The following is a 22,188-nucleotide window of genomic DNA, read 5'->3' on the forward strand; positions in this document are numbered from 1 at the left end:
GCACATGCAGACAATCATTGATGTCGCGACCCGTGGGCAGGGTCTTTATGAAATCACAAAGGATGTGGCCGCGTGGGTGACCGGTGCGGGCGCGGATGAAGGTATGCTCACGCTTTTCATCCGGCACACTTCGGCCAGTCTGCTCATACAGGAGAATGCGGACCCGGATGTGCAGAGCGACCTGCGCGCCTTCTTCGGCAGGCTGGTTCCGCCGACCTCTCATGAGGCGATGGGTTATATCACCCACACAAGCGAAGGCCCGGACGACATGCCCGCCCATATAAAGGCGGCGATGACGCCTGTCAGCCTTTCGATTCCGGTTGCATCCGGGCGAATGATGTTGGGCCGGTGGCAGGGCATCTATGTGTTCGAGCACCGTGATGCCCCCCACCGAAGAGAGGTGGTGGCGCATCTACGCTAGCGTGTCGAAAGCAAGCCGGGACGTCAGCCCGTGGGCATGAGCACAATCTCTTGCACGTTGGCCCGTTCCGGACGGTCAAGCGCGTGGATCACCGCCTCGGCCACATCCGCAGGCTGAAGCTTATCCGGCTTTGGGTCGTCGAAAAAGGGTGTGTCGACCATGCCCGGCGCGATCACTGTGCAGCGTCCGCCCCATTCGCGCATATCCTGTGCCATATTCCCGGCAAAGCCATGCACGAACCATTTGGAGGCGCTGTAGACCGAGCCGGGGATATGGATGCGCCCGGCAACCGATCCTGTCAGAACAAGATGCCCGCCGGTGTCCTTGAGCGCGCCGTAAACGGCCTTGGTGGTGAGAAGCACGCCGTTGATATTCACATCCACAAGCTTGCGCCACGCCTTTGGATCACCCTCCTCGATGCCGGCGATATCGAGACCGGTGCCAGCATTGGCGAAGGCCGCGTGGAGTGCGCCGAAGTGCTGAACCGTTTTGCCGACGGCGCCGCTGAGACTGTCGAGGTCGGTCACATCGCCTTCGAGCGGCAGGGCGCGGTCGCTGCCCAACTCATTCGCGAGCGCGCGCAGTTTGCCGCCGCTACGGGCAAACAGCGCGACGTTCCAGCCTGACGCGACGGCGTGTCGCGCGGTTTCGGCACCGATCCCCGAGGACGCGCCGGTGATGAAAACTGTCTTTGTCGTCATGAAAATCTCCTGATCCGTGGTGTCGAAACGCAACGGATCGAAAAAAGGTCCGTCTCCATCATATGGGGGGCGAATTTCCCTACTACCCAAAACCTTGCGGAGTCCCTATAGTCGCTGTGGATAAGTGGGCCCAAGACCCACAACACCAGAGGCAGAGAAGAAAAGGGGACAAGCCCATGCGCTGTCCGTTTTGCGGAAATATCGAAACCCAAGTGAAGGATTCCCGGCCCGCGGAGGAGCATGTCTCGATCCGCAGGCGACGGTTCTGTCCGGCGTGTGGCGGACGGTTCACCACCTATGAGCGTGTGCAGTTACGCGATCTGGTGGTGGTCAAGACAAATGGCCGGCGCGAGGATTTCGACCGTGACAAGTTGGAACGCTCGATCCGTATCGCGCTTCAGAAGCGGCCGGTGGAGCCCGAACGCGTCGAGCAGATGATTTCGGGCATCGTGCGGCGGCTCGAAAGCATGGGCGAGACGGATATCCCCTCCAAGACCGTGGGCGAAATCGTGATGGAAAGCCTCGCGCGGATCGACACGGTGGCCTATGTGCGCTTTGCCAGTGTCTACAAGAACTTTCAGGCCGCGGATGATTTCGATAAGTTCGTCAGCGAACTGCGCCCCAAGGACGCGGCCACGGACGACACGACCGACGCGTGAGCGAGGACGACATCCGATATATGCACGAGGCCCTAGAGCTGGGCCGAAAGGGGCAGGGCAATACCTGGCCCAACCCTGCCGTGGGGTGTGTCATCGTGCGCGACGGGCGGGTCGTGGGACGTGGCCGGACCCAGCCGGGCGGCCGGCCCCATGCCGAGGTCGTGGCGCTGAGCGAGGCGGGTGAGGCCGCAGAGGGCGCCGTGGCCTATGTCACGCTTGAGCCTTGCGCCCACGAGGGAGAGACGCCGCCCTGCGCGCGCGCTCTGATCGCGGCGGGTGTGGCGCGCGTGGTCGTCCCGCTTTCCGACAACGATCCGCGGGTCGACGGCAAAGGCATCGCCATGCTGGAGACAGCGGGCATCGAGGTGACACAGGGTGTGTTGCGCGATGTGGCGGCGGGGGATCATGCGGGCTTTTTCATGCGGGTTTCCCAAGGGCGCCCCCGGGTCACGCTGAAGCTTGCGGCGTCATTCGATGGGCGGATCGCGACCGCCACGGGCCATAGTCAGTGGATCACCGGCCCCGATGCGCGGGCGCGGGTTCAGGAGATGCGCGCAAGCCATGATGCCGTGATGGTCGGGGCGGGCACTGCGCGTGCCGATGATCCGCAATTGACCGTGCGTGACCGCGACGTGCCGCGCCAGCCGGTGCGCGTGGTGGTGTCGCGCAGGCTTGATGTGCCGCTCATGTCGCATCTGGCGCGCACGGCGCGGGATGTCCCGGTATGGCTGTGCCATGGGCCGGACGCGGATCCGGCGCTTTGTGACGCGTGGGACGGTGTGGGCGCGCGCTTGGTGCCCGCACAGCTAAATGGTCGGCAGTTGGATATGAACTCGGTTCTGTCCGCGTTGGGCGATGCGGGGCTGACACGGGTGCTCTGTGAAGGTGGTGGTGCGCTGGCGGCGTCGCTGCTTGGTGCGGGGCTTGTTGACGATCTGGTCGGGTTCACTGCGGGCACGATCATCGGCGCCGAGGGCCTTCCGGCTGTGGGCGCGCTGGGTCTGGCGCGGCTTGATGACGCGCCGCGTTTCGAACTGGTCGAGGCCGAGGCGGTGGGCGGTGACATCATGCATCGGTGGCGCCGTAAGGATTGAGGCGTTTCGACATGAATGTGCATTTTCGGCCAAGAGTGCGCAACAGACCGCTGCGCGTCGCGACCGTCGCTGCGTGACGCCTTTCGCGATACGCTCTAGCGCCAGAGACCGGCGTGGGAGGCGAACACCCCCTGAAGCTTGGCCAGAAGTCGGTTGCCTGCGCCTGCGCGGGGGATCGCGCCGGTGGCCAGCCGGTCCACGATCACCTCGACCGGGCAGGGCGTGCCTGTGACCGGATCGCGATAGCGCGGATAGTCGATCAATGTCGCATGGATCAGTCCGGGTAGCGTGGGCCGGGCCACACGCCGGGCGGGCACGGTGCCGCGATCCGTGGTCAGGCCCCAGCCCGCATAAAAAGGCGCGCCTGTGGCGGTCACACTCACGCCGCGCAAGAGCGCCTCGAAGCCCATGAGTGAGGTCATGGTCCAAACCTCATCGACCTGTGCCAGAAGCGCGGCGGGATCGCTTCGGGGGAGGACCATGTCGGCAAGCTCGGTAAGGGCATCGGGCGGGACGGCGCCGGTGCGGAGCCCTGCCTCCACATCCGGGTGGGGTTTGTAGAGGATCACCGCGTCGGGGTTGGCGGCGCGCGCCGCGCGAAGCAGCGCGAGATTGGTGTTGATCGCGCCCGCGCCAAGCCGGATCGAGGCGTCATCCTCGACTTGGCCGGGCACGAGGATGCGGTGCCCCTTGGGCAGGTCCGGCGCCCCGAGGCCGAGATTGTATTTCGACAGGCCAAGCGCAATCAGCCGCTTTTGCAACGCCTCGGCGCGGCGGGTTTCGTCGGCGCGCAGGGCAGAGCGCCGGGTGATCCAATGCTCGAGCCGCGATGGGCGGGTCGGATCGTAATAGATGCCCAGATCGTCCGCGACCAGCGACAGCGGCGGCACCAGCTCGGCCCCGAGACCGCGTGAGCGGAGAAACCCGTCCTCGAGCCGCACCGCATCGGGCGCGCGTTCGGCATGGGCCGCCCAGACCATATGCCGCCGCCCCGGGGCCGTGCGGTCAAAGACCATGCGCCGATGCGCGCTGAAAAACCCCTGTAGCGGCCGCCGTTTCCAGAGCCGCATCGCGTGACCGGACCAGCCTCGGTGATCCTCGCGCCATGCGCGGGTGGCGGCCTCGAGCGCGGCGATGGCGTCTTCGATTTCGCACAGCCGGTTGCGGTGGGGATCATACCAGACGGGGTAGAGGATCATCGCCGCCGCGAAAAGCTGTGCGCGTGTAAGGCTGCGGCCCCGGCGCGGCAGGCCGATCGGGTGGCGGTCTTCGGTGAGGCCCCATCCGGCATAGAAGGGCTGACCGAAGACCCGGGGGCGATGGCCCGCGAGAATCGCCTCGAAGCCCAGTTGAGAGCTGACAGTATAAACGCCGACAGCGCCTTCCATCAGATGCCACGGACTTACCCGATCGGTGAAAAGCGAGACGCGGTCACCGGTGTCGGCATCGCTGTAATACCCGCTGCGATGACCGGCGAGGGTTTCTGGATGGCTCTTGATCAGGATGCGTGCGCCGGGGTTTTCCTCCTGCGCGTAATAAAGCGCCTCGCGGAAGCTGTTGGCGTCGGCGCCACCATGGGTGACCGAAGCGTCGCCGCGGGTCTGGTCGATCACCAGCACATAGCCCGGATCGGGGCAGGGGGTTTCGGGATCGAAGGCGGTGTATTTTGTCAGATGTGCCTCTTGCAGCCGGGTGATGGCCGCGCGCGCCCGGTCAAGAAGTGCCGTGTCGTCCAGCGAATGCGTGGCGAGAAGCATTTCGAGGTCCGAGGGCGCGCCGCCTGCGAAATGCGCGCCGCTGTGGTCGATGACGAGGCCGATGGGCGGCTCTCCGTCGCGGCCGGGAAAGAGAGACCGCAGGAAGGTGTCTTCGACACGGAGGAGCGGTGCGCCGGTCTTCGCGGCGACCGCTTCGCCGCGATGGGCATAGGGGGAATGGCCCCAAACCCCGACCAGATCGCCCTCGCGCGGTGTGCCGAGCGCGAGGGGGTAGCCCGCAAGCTCCATGATCCGGCGCACGCGCGCCTGTCTCAGAAAGCCCGCGTTGAAATAACGAACCCGCCGATCCGGGGGGAGATCGGCGGGTTCATCATGACGTGATCCTGAGATCATATATCGCCGCTGAGCGTGCTGCTTGCGGTGGAAACCGAGCCCACGGCACTGAGCGTGCCGGTGAGGGCCGCGATCACCTTGGTCCACTGGGTGAACGGTGCTTCGGTCACATAGAGCGTGTCATCGTCGCGCACGGAGAAATCACGCGCCATGAACATCCCGTTGGGTTTGGTCAGATCGAGCACGTAGACCATGCGCTGCGCGCCGACGAGGTCGTTGCGGCCAAGCACCTGATTGGCGATCTCGGCAGGCTCGTTGCGGAGGATGAAGACGCCGGTGGGATCCGCAGTGGCCGAACTGAGCCCGCCAACCTGAGCGATGGCCTCGACCGCGCTGAGGGTCTGGGTTTCGAAGGGCACGCGCGCCTGACCGGCGGTCGCCCCGAGCGCCGTGAAGGCGCGGCTGTCCTCTTCGACAAGAATGCGGTCGCCACCGCGCAAGGCGATGTCAAACTCGGGCGTCTTGTAGAGATCCTGAAACCAGATCTTGGACCGCTCCGTGCCCCGCATGACCGTGATCTGAGCCACCTCAGGCGGAATCGCGATGCCCCCCGCCGCTGACAGCATGGTCGAGAGCGTTCGCGTGGGCCGCTCAATCGGGTAGACGCCCTGACCGCCGACCGCACCGACCAGCGAGACGGTCGCGCCATCACCCGCAAGGCGGCGCACCTGCACCTGTGGATCGGGTGTCTGTTCATCGAGCTTGGAGGTGATGATCTGACGAATACGCTCGGGCGTGTTGCCGGAGGCGCGGATACGGCCCGCATAGGGCACGAATATGAAGCCCGCGCCATCGACCTGCACCTCTTCGAGCACGGTCTGGTTCGCGCCTTCACCGGCCAGAAGCCCGTCATCGACGTTTTCCCAGATGGTCAGACCAAGCGTGTCGCCTGGTCGGATCGTGTCCGACCCAAGCTGACCCGCGTTCTTGAAACTTTCGGAAAAGCCCAGAGCGGGTTGAACGGAGGTGGCGCGTGTCACGCGGTCATTGACCGACACGACGAAGGCGTCACCCGACCGCTGCACGGATCCTTCGTAAAGCTCCCGTTTGTTGGGGCCTACGCGCGGCAGGCCACAGGACGACACCACCGCCACCATGGCCAAAAGGGCGACGGACCTCGCCCATCGGGTTGTCTTGATTTTCACTGCCCGGTCTCCTCGACCTTGTTATTTTTACTGCCTCAGGTTTTTTGTGTAACGTAGCTGAATCCGTTTGATAAATCCAGTCCCAGAGATTGTGCCTGTCATGTCACGATGCGCAACTGTTGCCTCGGGGCCGCGGTGCCGCGACGAAGCGCGTCATAGGGATCATCGCCACTGAGCATCATGTCGACCGCCTGCCGCAGGAGTTGCCGGCGTCCGCGAGCCGAGTAGAACCCGCCCGCAATTTGGCTGGTTTCAAGGAGATAACGGCGATAATCGCCATAGGCCTTGCGGTCAGGACGATCCGCCCCTGCAAAGAAATCGCGCAGGGGTTTGGTCGAGACGAATTCGGGCTTGGCATAGACCGCTTCTCCGAAGGTCTTGAGCGGGATACCGCGCCAGAGCACCTGCTGGGCCGCGGTGGAATTCACGGTGACGGCGCTGCGCGCCTCGTCGAGAAGCTGGGCCAGTTTGCCGCCCCGCACGTAATGCACCCGGTCGGCCACGCCGTGATCCTGCGCCAGTTGCCTCAGGGTGCGGCGCACCGGCACGCGCCCATCCTCGAGCGGGTGAGCCTTGACCACGAGGTGATGATGCCCGGGCGCTCCCTTGGCAAAGCCGGTGATGATGGTTTCGAGAAATTCGGCCATGGTGTCGAAAGGCGAGTGCATCTGGAACGAACTGTCATGTTCCAGCTGCAAAAGCGCAAGGTGATAGGGAAAGCCGCCGTGCCGGACGCGCCATGTGGCGATGCGCCGTTCGATCGCCAGAAACGGCATGAAGGCCAGACGTTTGAGATAGAGACGGAATTCCGCGCTGACGGTGAGCGCGCGATGTGGGCGAAACCCGCGATAGGGCCGATTGAACAGCATCACGAACCAATGATAGAGTGCGCCATAGAAGATATGATGACGCATGTCGCCCCAACTTGCCGGCGGCAGGGCGGTGTCCATGTCCGAAAGCTCGAGATCGCGGCGCATATCCTCGACGCTCATCTCCATGAGGCGCGAATGCCCGTTCGAACCGCCGCGTTCATACGTGACCCAGTAGGGGCGCAGATACCCTTCTTCGAAGACATGCACGGTCAGCCCTTGCGCGCGGGCGTGCCGGACCGCCGTGGTGTGGATGGGCCGTGTATCGCCATAAAGAACAATGTCGGTCACCCCCTTCTCGGCGACGATGCGGGCAAAGGTCGCCTGCCAGTTCTCAAGACCGTCGCGATAGGGGATATAGCTGGAGCGATCTGGCCAAAAGACGCGGTCGCCGGCATTGAAGCCGACGCGCCAGACCTCGGCTCCGGCCCGGCCGAGCATCCGGCCAAGGCGGGCGAAGAACGGTCCGTGTGGCCCCTGTAGGAACAGGAACACGCGTGATGTGCCTGTAGGATGCACCATACCTCGTCTTTCCCCAGCTCTTTTCGCTGCAATTAAACCTAAAATTGGGCAAAATTAAGACTTGGCCCGCACGGCTTGCGAGAATGGGGCATATAGTCCAAATAAGTGATGAAGAGGAGAGGCCCAATGTTCACCGGCATCATCACCGACCAAGGCAATATCCGCACGCTGGACCAGCGCGGCGATCTGCGGGCGCGGATCGGCTGTGGCTATGACATGGCCGGCGTGGACATGGGCGCGTCGATCGCGTGCGATGGCGTGTGCCTGACGGTTGTGGGCATCGGCCCCGACTGGTTCGAGGTGGATGTGAGCGCCGAGACCGTGTCGAAGTCAAACCTCGATCTTTGGGAGGCGGGCCGCGTCGTCAATCTGGAGCGTGCGCTCAAGGTCGGGGATGAGTTGGGCGGGCATATCGTCTCGGGGCATGTGGATGGCGTGGCCGAGGTGATTGCCGTGAAAGATGAAGGGGATAGCACCCGTGTCACATTGCGCGCACCCGATGCGCTGGCGCGCTATGTGGCGCCCAAAGGGTCGGTCGCGCTCAATGGTGTGTCGCTGACCGTGAACGAGGTGGACGGGTGCGATTTCGGCATCAACTTCATCCCGCACACCAAAGAGGTCACAACTTGGGGTCGGGTGGCACTGGGTGACCGTGTGAACCTTGAGATCGACACGCTGGCGCGCTACGTCGCGCGCCTGCGCGAGTGGGGCTGACCCGTCAGACGGAGAAGCGGCGGGTGAGCGTGCGCGCCACCCACCATGCGGCCACAGCGATTGCGGCGCCAAGATACCCGTCGATCGCATAGTGCCATGCCAGATGCACCGAGCCGATCATGATCATTGCCGCATAGGCCGCCATGATCCACCCGAGCCAGCGGCGGATCGTGAAGGCATAGAGCGCGATAACGACGGCGATGGTCACATGCATCGAGGGCATGGCGGAGATCCCGCGCAGCGCACCGTCGTTCTGAAATCCATCAAGAAGTGCGGCCTGCGTGCTGAGCGCCCAAACGGGGTAGATGTCGGAGAAGTCACGGAGCATGGCCATCTGTGGCGCAAAGAGGTCGCCATAGCCGAAATCGGCGTAGAAGGCGGGCCCGACGGAGGAGAGCACCGTCGCAAGGAGATTGCCACCGACGATCCAGCACAGGGCGAAGGCGATGAGGAACGTCAGAGAGCGCGCGCGATTGTTGATGTCGAAGCAGGCGTAGAAGGCCACGAAGTAGAGCAGCAGGAACCACACGTTATAGAATACATTCAGCACAAAGGTGATGAGTGGTGTGCCGGTCAGTGGCTGAAGGATGCGCCATGGGTCGACGCCGCCGTGCAAGGTCCGGTCCCAAAGGGCGAAGGTGGTGTCCCAGGCAAAGTAATTGAGGACGGGGATCATTTCCTTGAGGTAGGAAAAGGTGCCGAACATGACGGCGACGCAGCCGAAGGTCACGGCGCCAAAGGCCAGCCTGTCGGGGTCGAAGATGATCGTGCGGATGTCATTGATGAACCATTTTGTGGGCTGAGCAGGGCGCACCGTGCAGGCCATCCAGACAAAACGCATCAGGAACAGCATGAGCAGGAATGTCGGGAAAAGCAGCTTGAGCGCGGTGAGCAATATGCCCGTCGTTGTCGAGGCGAAGGGCGTTTCGGCCCAGATCGAAATGCCGATGCCCGCGGCGAGGTGACACGCGGCGATCAGCACGAGAATGCGGGCATGATAAAGGGCCCGACCCAGCGGTTGCAGAAGAGCGAGTGGTCGCGCCGCCGCATGTTGGGGGATCTGGACATAGGGTTCTGCGTGCATCGTCATCGGCTCAGCCTCCAGTTAATGACCCGGATATTTGCCGCGAAATGGGACGATTATGGGGCGATTTCAGACCTTTTGGGTGGTTCTCAGGCCCAAATGTCACCGATGGTGAAGCCCTCCTGAAACGGATCGGTCGGGTCAAGCGTGTATTCCGCGCGGCCATAGAGCCAGCCCTGACCGGCGAGGGTGGCCACACTGGCCGGGGAGGCACCGATGTGGACGTCGCCGATGATGTCGCCCCGGGGGTGCTATGGGACAGAGAGACGTCAACAGACCCAGATTGCAGCGTCGGTATCCACGTCGGCATTCACGTCGGTATCACGTCGGTGCGTTTGCGCGGCGCGGTCAGGTTTCGTTAAAGCGTTTCGGCGTTCGCTGATGTCTCAGGTCAAAGGCAAAACGCCTTAGCTGCGCGACGGCGCGATGTCAGGTCAGCGCTTCAGTCGTTGTCGGTCAGACCGGCCCCCGCCCCGGCAAGGCGGCTTTGCTCGGTTTCGGGCGCATAGGTGCGGTGCGCCAGACCTTGCAGGATTTGCGCCGTGTCCGCCGAAATCTCGCCCCGCCACGCCCGGCGTGCGGGGCGGCCCGTTGGTGCGCCCGCGATGCCGGCTCGAACCTTTTCGGCCATTGGCGTATCGGGCCCATCGCTGTCGAGGAAGGAGGTTGCATCGGCGCGGGTGATCGTCGTCCCGTCCCATTCAAGCGCGAGGGACGTGCCGGTCATGTCGGCGGCGGCGGCAAGGTATGGATAGAGAAGCAGCGGATGTGCCGTACGCCCGAGCGTGATCGGCTCACCGTCCGCCAACACGCCGGCCATGTCGGTCAGACAGGCCCCGGCCACGAGAGGACAAAGCGTGCCGCCGGGTGCGCGCCATGGGTTGCCAAGCGATTGCGGTGCGATTTCGGTGTAGGCGACGCCGTCGATTTCGGTCAGCACACTGGCCAGTTCATCGGCGCCGGGAAGCCCCATCGCACAGAGCCAGCGGGTTGCGCGACCCGCGTCCTCGGCCAGCCCCCAACTAAGCCCCGCGCCGCGTGTCGCCTTTCTGGCCAGCCCCTCGATCTCGTTCAGTGACCAACTCATTCCGCGGCCTTCCTCAGGTAAGGGTAGGTCCAGTCATCGGCATTTCCGGAGGCCAGTTCCGCCGGGTAGGGGGCGTGTTGAAACATGTTGATGCGGAGCCAGCGGTCGGAGCGTGGATCAAAATGACAGGCGCCGAAGAAGCTTAGCTTGGCGCGCAGCAGGTCGATGGGCATCATGCCCGCATCAATCGTGTTGTCGCGGATTTCGGCATAGGGGAATTGCCCCGCAACCTGTGCGCGGCGCACCACATGGCGGTGCTCGGGGTGTTTGAGAAGGAAGCCCGCCACAGGCCCGTCGGGGAAATCGCGCAGATCGGCATACATGCGGGCCGCGTCCCGGCCCGGACAGAGCGGTTGCTCATAGGGTTCTATCGGCTCTTCGAAGCGTTCGCCCATGCGGGGCTCAAGCTTGGCCTCTGAGACATACCAGACGCGAGCCTGCGAGTCGCGCTGATCCCAGTCGATGGCGAGGGCCCATGCATAGATGTCCCGCGTGAGCGCACGCAGTTCGGAGACCGGCATGGCCCCGTCGATGCGCATGACCTCCTGTTCGTTGGCATACATGCAGGAGCTGAGGCCATCCACGAGGTCGCCATAGGGTTCGAGCAGGAGCGACGCGACCTGTTCCTGACCTTCGAGGGAGCAATTGTCCTCGGCCCAGCGCCAGAGGCGGTTCCAAGGTTGATTTCCGGTCAGGTCGGCAGTGTCGAGATGCCCCGCGAGATGCGCCATGTCCGAGCGCAGATCGGCGAGCTTGGCGATCTGAACGGGATGGTCGGAATTCCAGTCTTCGGCATGGAGGCGCGCGCGCGCAGCATATGCGCGGAAGGCGTCGGCCTCATCCTGCGTGGCGGACGGGAGAGAGCGCACACGGGCGATCGCCTCTTCTCGGGCGGCCATCCAGTGATTGATGAGAACCGGGTGCGTCATGAGGAAGGGCGCCATGCCAAGGCCCGTGGAATTGCCGATGCCGAACTTGCGCCGAAGCGCGGGATCAAGGGGCACCGCGGTGTCGGGTGCGCGCATCCGGGCGACATGTTCCACGAGGTCCATCACGAAGGCACGGGTGAGGTAGACCGACAGCATTTCCACCTGAAAGGGGCCGCGGCATTCGTCGCGGTGGGCCGATTGTTCGCGATCGGCCGCGCCGAACTTGCCCGAGCCGTAGACGGCGGTGGTCCGCATGAGGTAGCCCACGTCGCGGACCTTGGCCTCGTCCGGCTGATGTCCGGCTGCGAGGCTGTCGACCACGTGGTCCCAAAGGCGCACGGAGCGGTTGGCGCGGCTGAGTGACAATTCGCGGTCCGAGACGCGGCCGGCCTCCTGTTTGGGGACATTGTCGCGCAGCCGGGCGATATCGGTTTTGGTTGGCACCCCGTCGAAAAGTGTGAAGGTCGCGTCCCATGCGGTGGCGATCACCCGATCCGAGCGCATGTCCGGCGGCAGGTCGTGGGCGAAGGCCACGAGTGAATAGCTGTGATCGGGGCCATGGGCGGTATAGACCGCGTGCCCGACCCCTTTGGCGTCAATCTCGAACGCGTGGGTTTCAAAGCGCCAGTGCTGGGATTGCAGACGTCGCAGCAGGGTTCGCATGAAGCTGAGTCTGCATTGATGCAGTGAGCCCATGCGTGCAAGGCGCATCACGGTGCGGGGATCGCGGGGCGGGATGGGTGTGGTCATCGGGCGGTCTCCGTCAGGCGGGTGTCTGTCGCAGGATTGGCGCGGGTCAGTGATCCATGTGTCGTAACGGGTTTCAAGACAAATAGGGCGGCCCGTCAGGGCCGCCCGGTTGGTTTCGATCTATGCGGTGCCGCGCCCCTTCGCGATGGTGATGCGCAGCGCATCCCAGAGCGAAGGCAGCAGGATGAGCGAGACCGGCACGGCGGTCACCACGATGAAGCTTTGCAGTTTTCCGATGCCGCCGGACCCGGTGTAGATCAGGATCAGCGCCATGACCCCCATGGCAATCCCCCAGAAGATGCGAACGGGCAGCGCCGGACGATCCTCGTTCGACATGGACACGGAGATGACATAGGACATCGAGTCGCCGGTGGTGGCCACGAAGACCGTGGTCAGGATCAGGAACAGCACCGACACGATAAAGCCCATCGGCAAGGATTGCGTGATGGCCAGCAGGGCGGCGGGCAGGTTGAAGCCTTCGAATGCGGTGGAGATCGTGCCGGGATTGGTCAGTTCGGCGTTGATGCCGGTGCCGCCGACGATGGTGAACCAGAAGGCGGTGACGATGGGTGCCACGATCGACAGCATGATCACGATCGAGCGGATCGACCGGCCCCGCGAGATGCGGGCGATGAAAATCGCCATCAGCGGGCCATATCCCAGGAACCAGCCCCAGAAGAACACGGTCCACCAGCCCAGCCAGCCCGGCTCGCCAAAGACGCCGGCGTCACCGCGGAAGAGGGCCATCCCGAAGAAATCGGTGAAGTATGTCGTCAAGCCGCTGAAAAAGCCTGTGAAGATAAAGACCGTGGGGCCCGCCACCAGAATGAACAGGAGCAGCAGGGCCCCGAGGATGATGTTGAAGCGGCTGAGGATCTGGATGCCTTTCGACAGGCCGGTGGCCGCCGATGTGGTGTAGATCGCCACCAGTCCGAGGATCACCGCGGCCTGTGTGCCGAATGTATCGGGGATGCCGAACAGCGCGTTAAGCCCATAGCTGACCTGCAAGCCAAGGAAGCCGATGGGGCCAACGGTGCCCGCCACGACAGCGATGATGCAGCTTGCATCCGCGATCAGGCCGATGGGGCCCTTGATCGCCTTGTCGCCAAAGAGCGGATAAAGCAGGGTGCGCGGGGCCAGTGGCAAGCCCTTTTCATAGTGATAATGCATCAGCATGACGGTGGTCAGGGCCCCCAAGATGGCCCAGGCCAGAAACCCCCAGTGCATGAAGCTTTGCGCAAGTGCGGAACTGACCGCATCCATGGTGCCGCTTTCGTCGCCGAAATAGGGCGGTGAGGACAGGAAATGCGCCATCGGCTCGCCCGCGGCCCAGAAAACGCCGCCGCCGGCCAGCAGGGTACACATGATCATGGACCCCCACTGAAAGATCGGGAATTCCGGGGTCGCCAGATTGCCCATGATCGCCTTCCCACCGGGCAAAAAGATCAGCACGATACCGATCAGGAAGGTCGCCAGAAGCAAGAGTTGCCAGTAGAGGCCGAAGTATTTGGCCGAGAAGGCAAAGCTGGAGTCGACCATGCCGGACAGCAGGTCGAGGTCATAGAGCGCCACCAGACAGAAGAGGGCGATAAAGCCGCCTGTGATGGCGAAGAGCGGTTTGTTGATGTGGTGCAAGTGGCCTTGGCCGCCTTGCGTTTCGGTGGTTTCGGACATTCTTTCCTCCCTGTGAGTATCCCGAGGACGGGCGCGGTGGCCCCTAGGTTTCCGGTTGCGTGTTTGCCGGTGTGAAATTTTCGTCGAAGAAGCGATGCCAATTGTCGCCCATCAGACCGGCGACTTCCGTGTCGGAAAAGCCCACGGCGCGCAGCCCGTCTTCGACGTTGGTGAAGTCGCGATTGTCGCGGAACCAGTCGGGCTGTGGCGGGAAACCGGGGTTTGAGGCCGAACCTTCGCCATAGTCGATTTCCTTGGACCAGCGCCCGACGCGCATCCATTGGACGATGCTGTCGGGTTGGTCCTGACACAGGTCCGAGCCAAGGCCGAAATGCTCGACCCCGAAGCGGTCTGCGGCGGTTGCGATCATTTCACAGAAGCTTTGCAGCGTGCAGGCGGACTTGTCCTTGAGGTGATGGGGATACATGGAAAAGCCCATCATGCCGCCATTCCCGGTGACCGCGCGAACCACGTCATCACGCTTGTTCCTGAGTGCGGGTTGCCAGCTGTGAAGGTTGGCGTGAGTGATGGCGATGGGCCGTTCCGACAGGTCCGCCGCCTCGATGGTGGAGCGGTCGGCGGAATGTGACATGTCGATCACGAGTCCGACGCGGTTCATCTCCTTGATGACCTGTTTGCCCATCCGGGTGATGCCGGGATCCTCGTCTTCGTAACAGCCGGTCGCGAGAAGCGACTGATTGTTGTAAGTCAGCTGCATGAAACGGGCGCCAAGGTCGTGGAGGATTTCGACAAGGCCGATATCATCCTCGATCGGGGCCGGGTTCTGAAAGCCGAAGAAGATGGCCGTGCGCCCGGTTTCACGCGCGGTGCGCACATCCTCGGCCCAACGGCCCTTCATGATCAGGTCGGGGTATTGTTCGAACCAGCGGTTCCATTGCTCCATGTTGAGCACGGTTTCGCGAAAATTCTCGTGATAGGAAATGGTGACATGCACGGCATCGACACCCCCCTCGCGCATTTCGCGAAAGATCTTTTCCGACCAGTTGGCGTATTGAAGGCAGTCGATGCGATAGGTCACGCGGGCGTGCCCGCAGCGATATAGGCGGTTTTCACGACGGTATAGAATTCACGGGCGTGGATGCCCTGTTCACGGGGGCCGTAGGAACTGTCGCCGCGGCCGCCGAAGGGCACGTGATAGTCGGTGCCGGCGGTGGGCAGGTTGACCGTCACGACGCCGGTGCGGGCATTGCGCCGGAAATGGGTGGCGCGCGCCAGACTGGTGGTCACAATCCCCGAGGTGAGGCCAAAATTGGTGTCGTTGACGGTGGCAAGTGCCTCGTCATAGCTGCCTACCTTGATGACCGAGGTGAGCGGCGCGAACATCTCTTCGCGGTTGATTTTCATGTCGTTGGTGGTGTTGAGGAACACACCGGGAGACATGTAATAGCCCTCATGTGGCATCTCGAGGCGGGTGCCGCCGCAGGCCAGCTCCGCGCCTTCGGATTTGCCAGTGTCCACCCAAGACAGGTTCTCGCGCAGTTGGTCTTCGGAAACGACGGGGCCCATCTGTGTGCCCGCCTCAAGCGCGTGGCCAACCTTCATGTCCTTAGCGCCCTGCACCAGTTTTTTGACAAAGGCGTCGTGGATACCTTCCTGCACGACGATCCGCGAGGACGCGGTGCATTTCTGGCCGGTGCCGCCGAAGGCGCCCCCAAGAGCGAGCGATACGGCAAGATCAAGATCGGCGTCGTCCATCACGGCCAGCGCGTTCTTGGAGCCCATTTCCATTTGCACGCGGGTGAAGTTCCCGATCGCGGCCTGCGCGATACCGCGGCCCACGGGGACCGAACCGGTAAAGGAAATGGCATCCACCTTGGGCGATTCGACAAGACGCTGACCCACATCGCGGCCCGAGCCCATCACGAGGTTGAACAGTCCTTCGGGGATGTCCTGTTTGGCGATGATCTCGGTCAGGGCGTGGGCCGAGGCGGGTGTCATGTTGGCCGGTTTCCACAGCACGGCGTTGCCATAGGCGAGCGCGGGCGCGATCTTCCAGCTGGCGGTCGCGGTGGGGAAGTTCCACGGGCTGATGACAGCGACGGTGCCCACCGGTTCGCGGCGCACGTCGATTTCAACGCCGGCACGAACGGAATCCGCGTTTTCACCGATCTGGCGCAGGATTTCGTGGGCATAGTAAGTGAAGAACTGACCGGCGCGGAACACTTCGCCTTTGCCTTCGGCGAGGGGCTTGCCCTCTTCGCGGCTGAGCAGGGTGCCAAGTTCTTCTGCGCGGGCCTTCATCTCGTTGCCGATGGCCATGAGCACGGCCTGCTTGCGCTCAAGCGCGTAACCGGCCCATTCCGTCTGGGCGCGGGCGGCGGCGTCAAGGGCCTGATCAAGTTGATCGGCGCTGGCCTGTGCGAACGTTCCGACAAGGTCGGACAGATCGGAGGGGTTGCGGTTCTCGACCTCGGCGGTGCCCGTGATCCAGCCACCTGCGATGTAGTTTTTCCGAATATCCGTCATGACGATCCTTGGCTCTGCATCTCGTTTCAAAAGGCGTTGGCCACCATCAAGACAGTTTTGCAATATTAAGGCAAACGCAAAGTAATTGAAAATAATTCAGATTTACTGAAGTTTCGGCGTCACCTAGCGGTTGCGGGGAAATTCAGCGGTCCGAATGGTGCGCACGAGTGCGCGGGTCGCCGGCGTCATCAGCTTGTCGGGCGGTGTCAGCATCCAGACTTCACGCCGTATCGAGCAGTCGGTGAGCGGCAGAAACTCCAGATCCAGAAATTCCGGCAGGACGGCCATTTCGGGCAGGATCGTTACGCCCACGCCTGAGCGCACAAGGCTTAGGATCGAGGCGGTGTTGCGCACCATGAGCGTCGAGGCGTCGAGGATCGGGCGAAAGCCGTCATCGGTGATCTGTTTGCAAAGCCCGTTGGCGATGAGGGTGTAGCCGGTCATATCGGCCCATGTCAGGTGTGACCAGTCGCGCGCAAGGGGATGGTCAACAGGGCAGACCACACCAAAGGCATCCGAGAAAACCAACTCACGCTCGAACCCGGAGAGCGGACCGATCGAGGCCATGCCGATATCGGCGCGGCCCGCTTCGAGGTCACGCTCGATCGTGGCGCTGTCGGTGTCGCTCATCTCGATGCGGACACCGGGATGATCGGCCATGAAACGGCGCAGGATCGGCGGCATGATCACTTGCGCGACCGATGGGGTTGCCGAAATGCGCACGTTGCCATGCTCGGCCCGGGACAGCCCTTCGATATTGGTGACCGTGCGTTCGAAATGCGCAAGCTCGCGCTCGACCTCGGCCCGGATCATCATGCCAAGGGGTGTCAGATGGGATTTGCGGGCGGATTCGAACAGGGGCGCGCCGATGTGATCCTCGAACTGACGCAGCATCATCGAGACCGCGGAGGGTGTGCGGCCCAGTGTTTCGGCCGCGTCGGCGAGGCTGCCATGTTCGGCGACCGCACGAAAGCAGCGAAGCATTTCGATCTTGATAGCCAGCTTCAATCCCCCTTTACTCGGCTCGAGATACTTGAGTTTGGTTTATTTTGCCATAACCTACGCCGAGGTGTCGCGCGGCGATTTCGCATCTTGCCCGGCGCGGTTGAATTTGGGATAACCGCGACCAAGCCAAGGAGTGACCTATGCCAGCACGTATCTACAGCCCCGCCCGGACCGCCATGTCCTCGGGCACCGCAAAGACCAAGGTCTGGGTTCTCGAACATGTGGCCGAGAGTTCGCGCGAGGTTGATCCGCTGATGGGGTGGACATCGTCCGCCGATACGCAGGCGCAGGTGCGCATGACCTTTCCCACGAAAGAAGCGGCGCTTGAATACGCCAAAGAGCATGGGATTGATGCCGTCGTGCAGGAGCCGACACGGCGCAAAACCAATATCCGCCCCGGCGGCTATGGCGAGAATTTCGCCACCAACCGGCGCGGCACCTGGACCCACTGAGCCTGAGCCGCCAAGCGCCCGGGGCGTGATTTGAGCCAAGTCAAGGACTGACCTGCGTAATCCCGTTACTTTGACCTTTTCAAGGGAAGGGATAGCAACATGACAGGCACAGCCGCGAGCTCAGTAAAAGCCAAGCCGAAACAACCGACGGCAAAGGCACCCGCCGATACAGCGCGCATCGAGCCTGAAACCCGGGAGGAGGCATCGCTTTCGTTCGAGGCCGGGGCCTATCCTTATGCCGACCGGATGGGGCGCAAGGAATACGACGCCAAAAAAGCCAAGTTGCAAGCCGAGCTTTTGAAAGTGCAGCATTGGTTCGCGGAGACGGACCAGAAATGTGTGCTTTTGTTCGAGGGGCGCGACGCGGCGGGCAAGGGCGGCACGATCAAACGGTTCACCGAGCATCTGAACCCCCGGCAGTCGCGTGTCGTGGCGCTTAACAAGCCAACCGAAGAGGCGCGCGGCCAGTGGTTTTTTCAGCGTTATGTCGAGCACCTCCCGACCTGCGGCGAAATGGTGTTTTATGACCGCTCCTGGTATAACCGGGCGGGTGTCGAGCGGGTCATGGGGTTTTGCGACCCGGCCGAATACCTGGAATTCATGCGGCAGACCCCCGAGCTTGAGCGGATGCTGGTCCGGTCGGGAATTCAGCTTTACAAATACTGGTTTTCGGTCACGCAGGAAGAACAGAAACGCCGTTTCGACAGCCGCGCGACGGACCCTCTCAAGCAATGGAAACTAAGCCCGATCGACAAGCAGAGCCTTGGCAAATGGGATGAATATACCGAGGCCAAGGAGGCGATGTTCTTTTACACCGACACCGCCGATGCGCCGTGGGTTGTGATCAAGTCGAACGACAAGAAGCGCGCGCGGCTTGGCTGTATGCAGCATTTCCTCAACTCGCTCGATTATCCGGGCAAGGATCATTCGGTGGTGACGCCACCCGATCCTTTGATCGTGGGATCGGCCGCGCATGTGATCCATAAATCCGGTCACATTCTGGGCGTGTCGATGCATCCCGAACACCGCAAGGCCAAATAGCCACACGCTTAGCCCTCCGCCCTTGCCCAAGTCATACCCGTTGCGTAGGGGACAGGTATGGACGGGGTGATGGGATACAGGGCGCACGGAGCGCGCGTGCTTCGGCTGGGGGTGCCACTGGTGGGCAGCCACCTTGCGCAGATCGCCATTCACCTGAGCGATACCGTCATGCTGGGCCGCTACAGCGTCGAGGCTCTGGCGGGGCAGGTGCTGGGCGCGACGTTCTTTTTTGTCATATTCATCGTGGGATCGGGTTTCGCGCTGGCGGTGATGCCGATGGTGGCACGGGCCGAAGCGGGCAACGATGCGACGCAGGTCCGCCGGGTCACGCGCATGGGGCTGTGGATTTCGGTGGTCTATGGTGTGATCATGGTTGCGCCGCTCTGGTGGTCGGAACCGCTTTTCCGGGCGATGGGGCAAACCGATGCTGTCGCGAGCGTGGCGGGCGCCTATCTGCGCATCGCGGGCTTGGCGCTTGTTCCGGCGCTTCTGGTGATGGTGCTGAAATCCTATCTTTCCGCGCTTGAGCGGACGCAGATCGTGCTTTGGGTGACGGTGGCGGCGGTGCTTCTCAATATCGCGGTCAACTGGCTTTTGATCTTCGGCAATCTGGGCTTTCCCGAACTGGGCGTGAGGGGTGCGGCGCTTGCTTCCTTGGCGGTCAATATCGCGAGTTTCATCGCGCTGGCCATCTATGCGGCGGCGATGCGGGAAGGGCATGACCTTTTTGCGCGGCTTTGGCGGATGGACGGGCAGGCGTTATCGGGGCTGGTGCGTGTCGGGGCGCCCATCGGTCTTACCAATCTTGCCGAATCCGGTCTTTTCGCGGCGTCGACGGTGATGATGGGGTGGCTTGGCACTGTGCCGCTGGCTGCGCATGGCATCGTGATGGAACTGTCATCAATCACGTTCATGATCCATCTGGGCCTGTCGAATGCCGCCACGATCCGCGTCGGGCAGGCCATGGGCCGGCGCGACGGGATCGAGCTCAGGCGGGGGGCATTGGTGGCGACGGCAATCTCGGTCGGGGTCGCGCTGATGGCGGTTGTCGTGTTCCTGACGATGCCCGGCCTGCTTGTCGGGCTGTTCATGGGGAGTCATGTGCCCGCACGTGCGGAGGTTCTGGAAGTGGGGATGGTGCTTGTTCTGGGCGCGGCACTCTTTCAGCTGGCCGATGGCGCGCAAGTCATGGCGCTGGGTCTGTTGCGCGGGGTGGAGGACACGGTGGTCCCGCTTGTCATCGCGATCATCTGTTACTGGGGCGTGGGCATCACGGCGAGCTATGTCCTTGGTTTCTCTCTCGGATACGGGGGGATCGGCGTGTGGCTCGGTCTGGCCCTGGGGCTTGCCCTTGCGGCGATCTTTCTGATGCTGCGCTTTGCGCGGTGGTCGAACCGGCATCTGGCGGTGGCCGCCTGAGCCGGCCACGCGGCCGCATCCGCACGCCTGAGATGGGCTCAGTCGTCTTTGAGAAGCCTGTCGGTCTTCTTGCGCACAAGCACGGTGCGCAGGTCGTGCATCGCCAGCAGAAGCGCGTCAGTCACCGCCTCGAGTTGTTCATCGCTGGCCTTGGACTGAGCCCAGTGGGCGGTGGTGTTGAGGTAATCCACGGCCCGGTGAATGTCGTCGATGTCACGCCACGCCAGAAGCTCGGCCCGGTCGTCCATCCATTGCTGGATGGCGGCCATGTCCTCTTCGCTGAGGTCGCGGTCGCCGTGAGGCTTGATCTGACCGTTGCGGATATTGATGACCGCGATCTGATCCATTTCGATGCGCCGCTGACGGTTCTGGGTGTCCACGCGGTAGGCAAAGGCGCCGTTTTCACGGACGCGGAAATAGTAGTCGGGCAGGTCGCCGCTCATGCCCGGTCACCGGTTTCGAGGACGCGCCAGAGAGAGCCGTCGGGGTCATGCACCGTGAACATGCGCGGAGCATCGCCGCCCAGTTCGAACGGGTGGGCCGCCATGCAGGGCAGGTCAGAGCCTCCGGTGGCGACGCCCTTTGCCGACCATTCGGCGTGCCTCGCGTCGATATCACCAAGCCACATGCAGGCCGAAAACCAGCTTTGTGCCGGATCGAGATCGGGATGCGGAAAGAATTCGATCACCATGCCGTCACGCTCCAGCGCCATCCAGCCATCACCGCGATAGCGCGTCCCGAAGCCGAGACGCCGATAGAACGCCTCGGTCACGTCGAAATCGCGGCTGGGCAGATTGGCGGTGATCCGGCCGTCGGTCATGTCAATCCTTCGCAGAACTCCTGAATGCGGGTGCATGCCTTTTCAAGGGCGTCATCCGACGTAGCGTAACTGATGCGGAAATTTGGCGAAAGCCCGAAGGCCGCGCCGAAGACGACGGCGACGCCCATTTCCTCGAGCAGCGCCTTGGCGAAATCCTCGTCCGTATCGATGCTGGCACCACCTTGCGAGGTTTTTCCAATCAACCCGGCGATGGAGGGATAGACATAGAAGGCCCCGTCAGGGATCGGGCAGGTGATCCCGTCGATGGCATTCATCGCGCGCACCACAAGATCGCGCCGGCGTTTGAACACGGCGTTGTTGTCGGCGATGAAATCATGCGGCCCGTTAAGCGCCTCGACCGCGGCCCATTGTGAGATCGTGCAGGGGTTCGAGGTGGATTGCGACTGAATCTTGCGCATGGCGGCGATGAGGTTCTCGGGCCCCGCCGCGAAGCCGATCCGCCAGCCGGTCATGCAATAGGCCTTGGAGACCCCATTACAGGTCAGGGTGCGGTCATAGAGCGCGGGCTCGACCTGTGCCGGGGTGCAGAAGGCGAACCCGTCATAGGTGAGGTGTTCATACATGTCGTCGGTCATCACCCAGACATGATCATGCCGGAGCAACACATCCGTCAGCGCCTTGAGTTCGTCACGGGTATAGCCCGCGCCGGTGGGATTCGAAGGTGAATTGAAGATGAACCACTTGGTTTTAGGCGTGATCGCCGCCTCGAGTTGATCCGGGGTGATCTTGAAATCATGCTCAAGCGACGCTTCGACGAAGACGGGTTCACCCCCGGCAAGAAGCGCCATGTCGGGATAGCTGACCCAGTAGGGGGCGGGGATGATCACCTCGTCGCCCGGATTGAGCGTGGCCATCAGCGCATTGTAGAGGATCTGTTTGCCCCCGGTGCCGACGCTGACCTGCGAGGGGGTGTAATCAAGGTCGTTGTCGCGTTTGAACTTGGCGCAGATCGCCTGTTTCAGTTCAGCGATGCCATCGGGCGCGGTATAGCGCGTCTTGCCGTCGTCGATGGCGCGCTTGCCGGCGTCGCGGATATGCTCGGGCGTGTCGAAGTCGGGTTCGCCCGCGCCAAGGCCGATCACGTCCTTGCCTGCCGCTTTCAACTCGTTCGCCAGAGTGGTCACGGCAACCGTGGGCGAGGGCTTGACGCGTGAAAGTGTCGCGGAGAGGAAGGACATGTGAA

22 protein-coding genes are annotated in these 22,188 nt (G+C 62.8%); 7 read left to right on the forward strand and 15 right to left on the reverse strand.

Annotation, left to right across the window (positions count from 1 at the left end; translation table 11 throughout):
- Positions 1–4 precede the first annotated feature (4 nt).
- On the forward strand, positions 5–421 hold the full coding sequence (locus V8359_RS01300) for a secondary thiamine-phosphate synthase enzyme YjbQ (protein WP_336426885.1): 417 nt from the start codon (positions 5–7) through the stop codon (positions 419–421).
- A gap of 23 nt (positions 422–444) precedes the next feature.
- On the opposite strand, the gene V8359_RS01305 is transcribed toward V8359_RS01300, so the two are convergent.
- Complete coding sequence (locus tag V8359_RS01305; RefSeq protein ID WP_336426886.1) at positions 445–1,122, reverse strand: SDR family oxidoreductase; 678 nt, start codon at positions 1,120–1,122, stop codon at positions 445–447.
- Positions 1,123–1,298: 176 nt separating this feature from the next.
- On the opposite strand from V8359_RS01305, the gene nrdR reads away from it, so the two are divergent.
- Both nrdR and ribD read left to right on the forward strand, forming a co-directional pair.
- Entirely contained in the window at positions 1,299–1,781 is a 483-nt protein-coding gene (nrdR, locus tag V8359_RS01310) for a transcriptional regulator NrdR (protein WP_336426887.1), read from the forward strand.
- Entirely contained in the window at positions 1,778–2,875 is a 1,098-nt protein-coding gene (ribD, locus tag V8359_RS01315; protein ID WP_336426888.1) for a bifunctional diaminohydroxyphosphoribosylaminopyrimidine deaminase/5-amino-6-(5-phosphoribosylamino)uracil reductase RibD, read from the forward strand. The genes nrdR and ribD overlap by 4 nt, the downstream gene beginning before the upstream one ends.
- 95 nt (positions 2,876–2,970) lie before the next feature.
- Here the strand turns inward: ribD and V8359_RS01320 are convergent, their stop codons facing one another.
- The 3 genes from V8359_RS01320 to V8359_RS01330 form a co-directional block, all read right to left on the reverse strand.
- Entirely contained in the window at positions 2,971–4,986 is a 2,016-nt protein-coding gene (locus tag V8359_RS01320; protein ID WP_336426889.1) for a capsular polysaccharide biosynthesis protein, read from the reverse strand.
- Positions 4,983–6,083 carry a polysaccharide biosynthesis/export family protein gene (locus tag V8359_RS01325; RefSeq protein WP_336427905.1) on the reverse strand — a complete coding sequence of 367 codons (1,101 nt, stop codon included), beginning with the start codon at positions 6,081–6,083 and terminating at the stop codon, positions 4,983–4,985. Before V8359_RS01325 ends, V8359_RS01320 begins: the two co-directional genes overlap by 4 nt.
- 146 nt (positions 6,084–6,229) lie before the next feature.
- Positions 6,230–7,522 (reverse strand): capsule biosynthesis protein, encoded by a 1,293-nt coding sequence (locus tag V8359_RS01330; RefSeq protein ID WP_336426890.1) that lies wholly within the window; start codon positions 7,520–7,522, stop codon positions 6,230–6,232.
- A 126-nt stretch (positions 7,523–7,648) separates the two neighbouring features.
- Here V8359_RS01330 and V8359_RS01335 point away from each other — a divergent pair, with 126 nt between their 5' ends.
- Positions 7,649–8,236 (forward strand): riboflavin synthase, encoded by a 588-nt coding sequence (locus V8359_RS01335; RefSeq protein ID WP_336426891.1) that lies wholly within the window; start codon positions 7,649–7,651, stop codon positions 8,234–8,236.
- Between the two features lie 4 nt (positions 8,237–8,240).
- On the opposite strand, the gene V8359_RS01340 is transcribed toward V8359_RS01335, so the two are convergent.
- The 8 genes from V8359_RS01340 to V8359_RS01375 all read right to left on the reverse strand — a co-directional run bounded on the left by V8359_RS01340 (position 8,241) and on the right by V8359_RS01375 (position 17,255).
- Positions 8,241–9,326, reverse strand: coding sequence for a phosphatase PAP2 family protein (locus tag V8359_RS01340; protein ID WP_336426892.1), 1,086 nt, complete (start codon positions 9,324–9,326; stop codon positions 8,241–8,243).
- Between the two features lie 83 nt (positions 9,327–9,409).
- Positions 9,410–9,556: a proline racemase family protein gene (locus V8359_RS01345; protein WP_336427906.1), complete on the reverse strand. Its 147-nt coding sequence runs from the start codon at positions 9,554–9,556 to the stop codon at positions 9,410–9,412.
- 206 nt (positions 9,557–9,762) lie between these two features.
- The gene (locus V8359_RS01350; RefSeq protein WP_336426893.1) at positions 9,763–10,407 is read right to left on the reverse strand and encodes a DUF3726 domain-containing protein; all 645 of its coding nucleotides are present in this window, start codon (positions 10,405–10,407) and stop codon (positions 9,763–9,765) included.
- Positions 10,404–12,086, reverse strand: coding sequence for a hypothetical protein (locus V8359_RS01355; protein WP_336426894.1), 1,683 nt, complete (start codon positions 12,084–12,086; stop codon positions 10,404–10,406). Before V8359_RS01355 ends, V8359_RS01350 begins: the two co-directional genes overlap by 4 nt.
- Positions 12,087–12,206: 120 nt before the next feature.
- On the reverse strand, positions 12,207–13,760 hold the full coding sequence (locus tag V8359_RS01360; RefSeq protein WP_336426895.1) for a BCCT family transporter: 1,554 nt from the start codon (positions 13,758–13,760) through the stop codon (positions 12,207–12,209).
- Positions 13,761–13,803: 43 nt separating this feature from the next.
- The gene (locus V8359_RS01365; protein ID WP_336426896.1) at positions 13,804–14,799 is read right to left on the reverse strand and encodes a membrane dipeptidase; all 996 of its coding nucleotides are present in this window, start codon (positions 14,797–14,799) and stop codon (positions 13,804–13,806) included.
- A complete protein-coding gene (locus V8359_RS01370; RefSeq protein WP_336426897.1) occupies positions 14,796–16,247 on the reverse strand; it encodes an aldehyde dehydrogenase family protein in 1,452 nt (483 codons plus the stop codon). Before V8359_RS01370 ends, V8359_RS01365 begins: the two co-directional genes overlap by 4 nt.
- 123 nt (positions 16,248–16,370) lie before the next feature.
- Entirely contained in the window at positions 16,371–17,255 is an 885-nt protein-coding gene (locus V8359_RS01375) for a LysR family transcriptional regulator (RefSeq protein ID WP_336426898.1), read from the reverse strand.
- A 137-nt stretch (positions 17,256–17,392) separates the two neighbouring features.
- Between V8359_RS01375 and V8359_RS01380 the strand changes: the two genes are divergently transcribed.
- From V8359_RS01380 to V8359_RS01390, 3 genes are all read left to right on the forward strand, one after another.
- Positions 17,393–17,704 (forward strand): ETC complex I subunit, encoded by a 312-nt coding sequence (locus V8359_RS01380; RefSeq protein ID WP_336426899.1) that lies wholly within the window; start codon positions 17,393–17,395, stop codon positions 17,702–17,704.
- Between the two features lie 99 nt (positions 17,705–17,803).
- On the forward strand, positions 17,804–18,745 hold the full coding sequence (gene ppk2 / locus V8359_RS01385) for a polyphosphate kinase 2 (RefSeq protein ID WP_336426900.1): 942 nt from the start codon (positions 17,804–17,806) through the stop codon (positions 18,743–18,745).
- Positions 18,746–18,802: 57 nt separating this feature from the next.
- Positions 18,803–20,164 (forward strand): MATE family efflux transporter, encoded by a 1,362-nt coding sequence (locus V8359_RS01390; protein ID WP_336426901.1) that lies wholly within the window; start codon positions 18,803–18,805, stop codon positions 20,162–20,164.
- A gap of 38 nt (positions 20,165–20,202) precedes the next feature.
- Here the strand turns inward: V8359_RS01390 and V8359_RS01395 are convergent, their stop codons facing one another.
- Genes V8359_RS01395 through V8359_RS01405 form a run of 3 tightly spaced genes read right to left on the reverse strand, consistent with a single transcriptional unit; the run spans position 20,203 to position 22,183 of the window.
- The gene (locus V8359_RS01395; RefSeq protein ID WP_336426902.1) at positions 20,203–20,607 is read right to left on the reverse strand and encodes a hypothetical protein; all 405 of its coding nucleotides are present in this window, start codon (positions 20,605–20,607) and stop codon (positions 20,203–20,205) included.
- Positions 20,604–20,984, reverse strand: a complete 381-nt coding sequence (locus V8359_RS01400; RefSeq protein WP_336426903.1) for a bleomycin resistance protein — start codon at positions 20,982–20,984, stop codon at positions 20,604–20,606. Before V8359_RS01400 ends, V8359_RS01395 begins: the two co-directional genes overlap by 4 nt.
- Entirely contained in the window at positions 20,981–22,183 is a 1,203-nt protein-coding gene (locus tag V8359_RS01405; protein ID WP_336426904.1) for a pyridoxal phosphate-dependent aminotransferase, read from the reverse strand. The genes V8359_RS01400 and V8359_RS01405 overlap by 4 nt, the downstream gene beginning before the upstream one ends.
- Positions 22,184–22,188 lie beyond the last annotated feature (5 nt).

The organism is Roseovarius sp. E0-M6 (genome assembly GCF_037083845.1).
GTDB lineage: Bacteria > Pseudomonadota > Alphaproteobacteria > Rhodobacterales > Rhodobacteraceae > Roseovarius.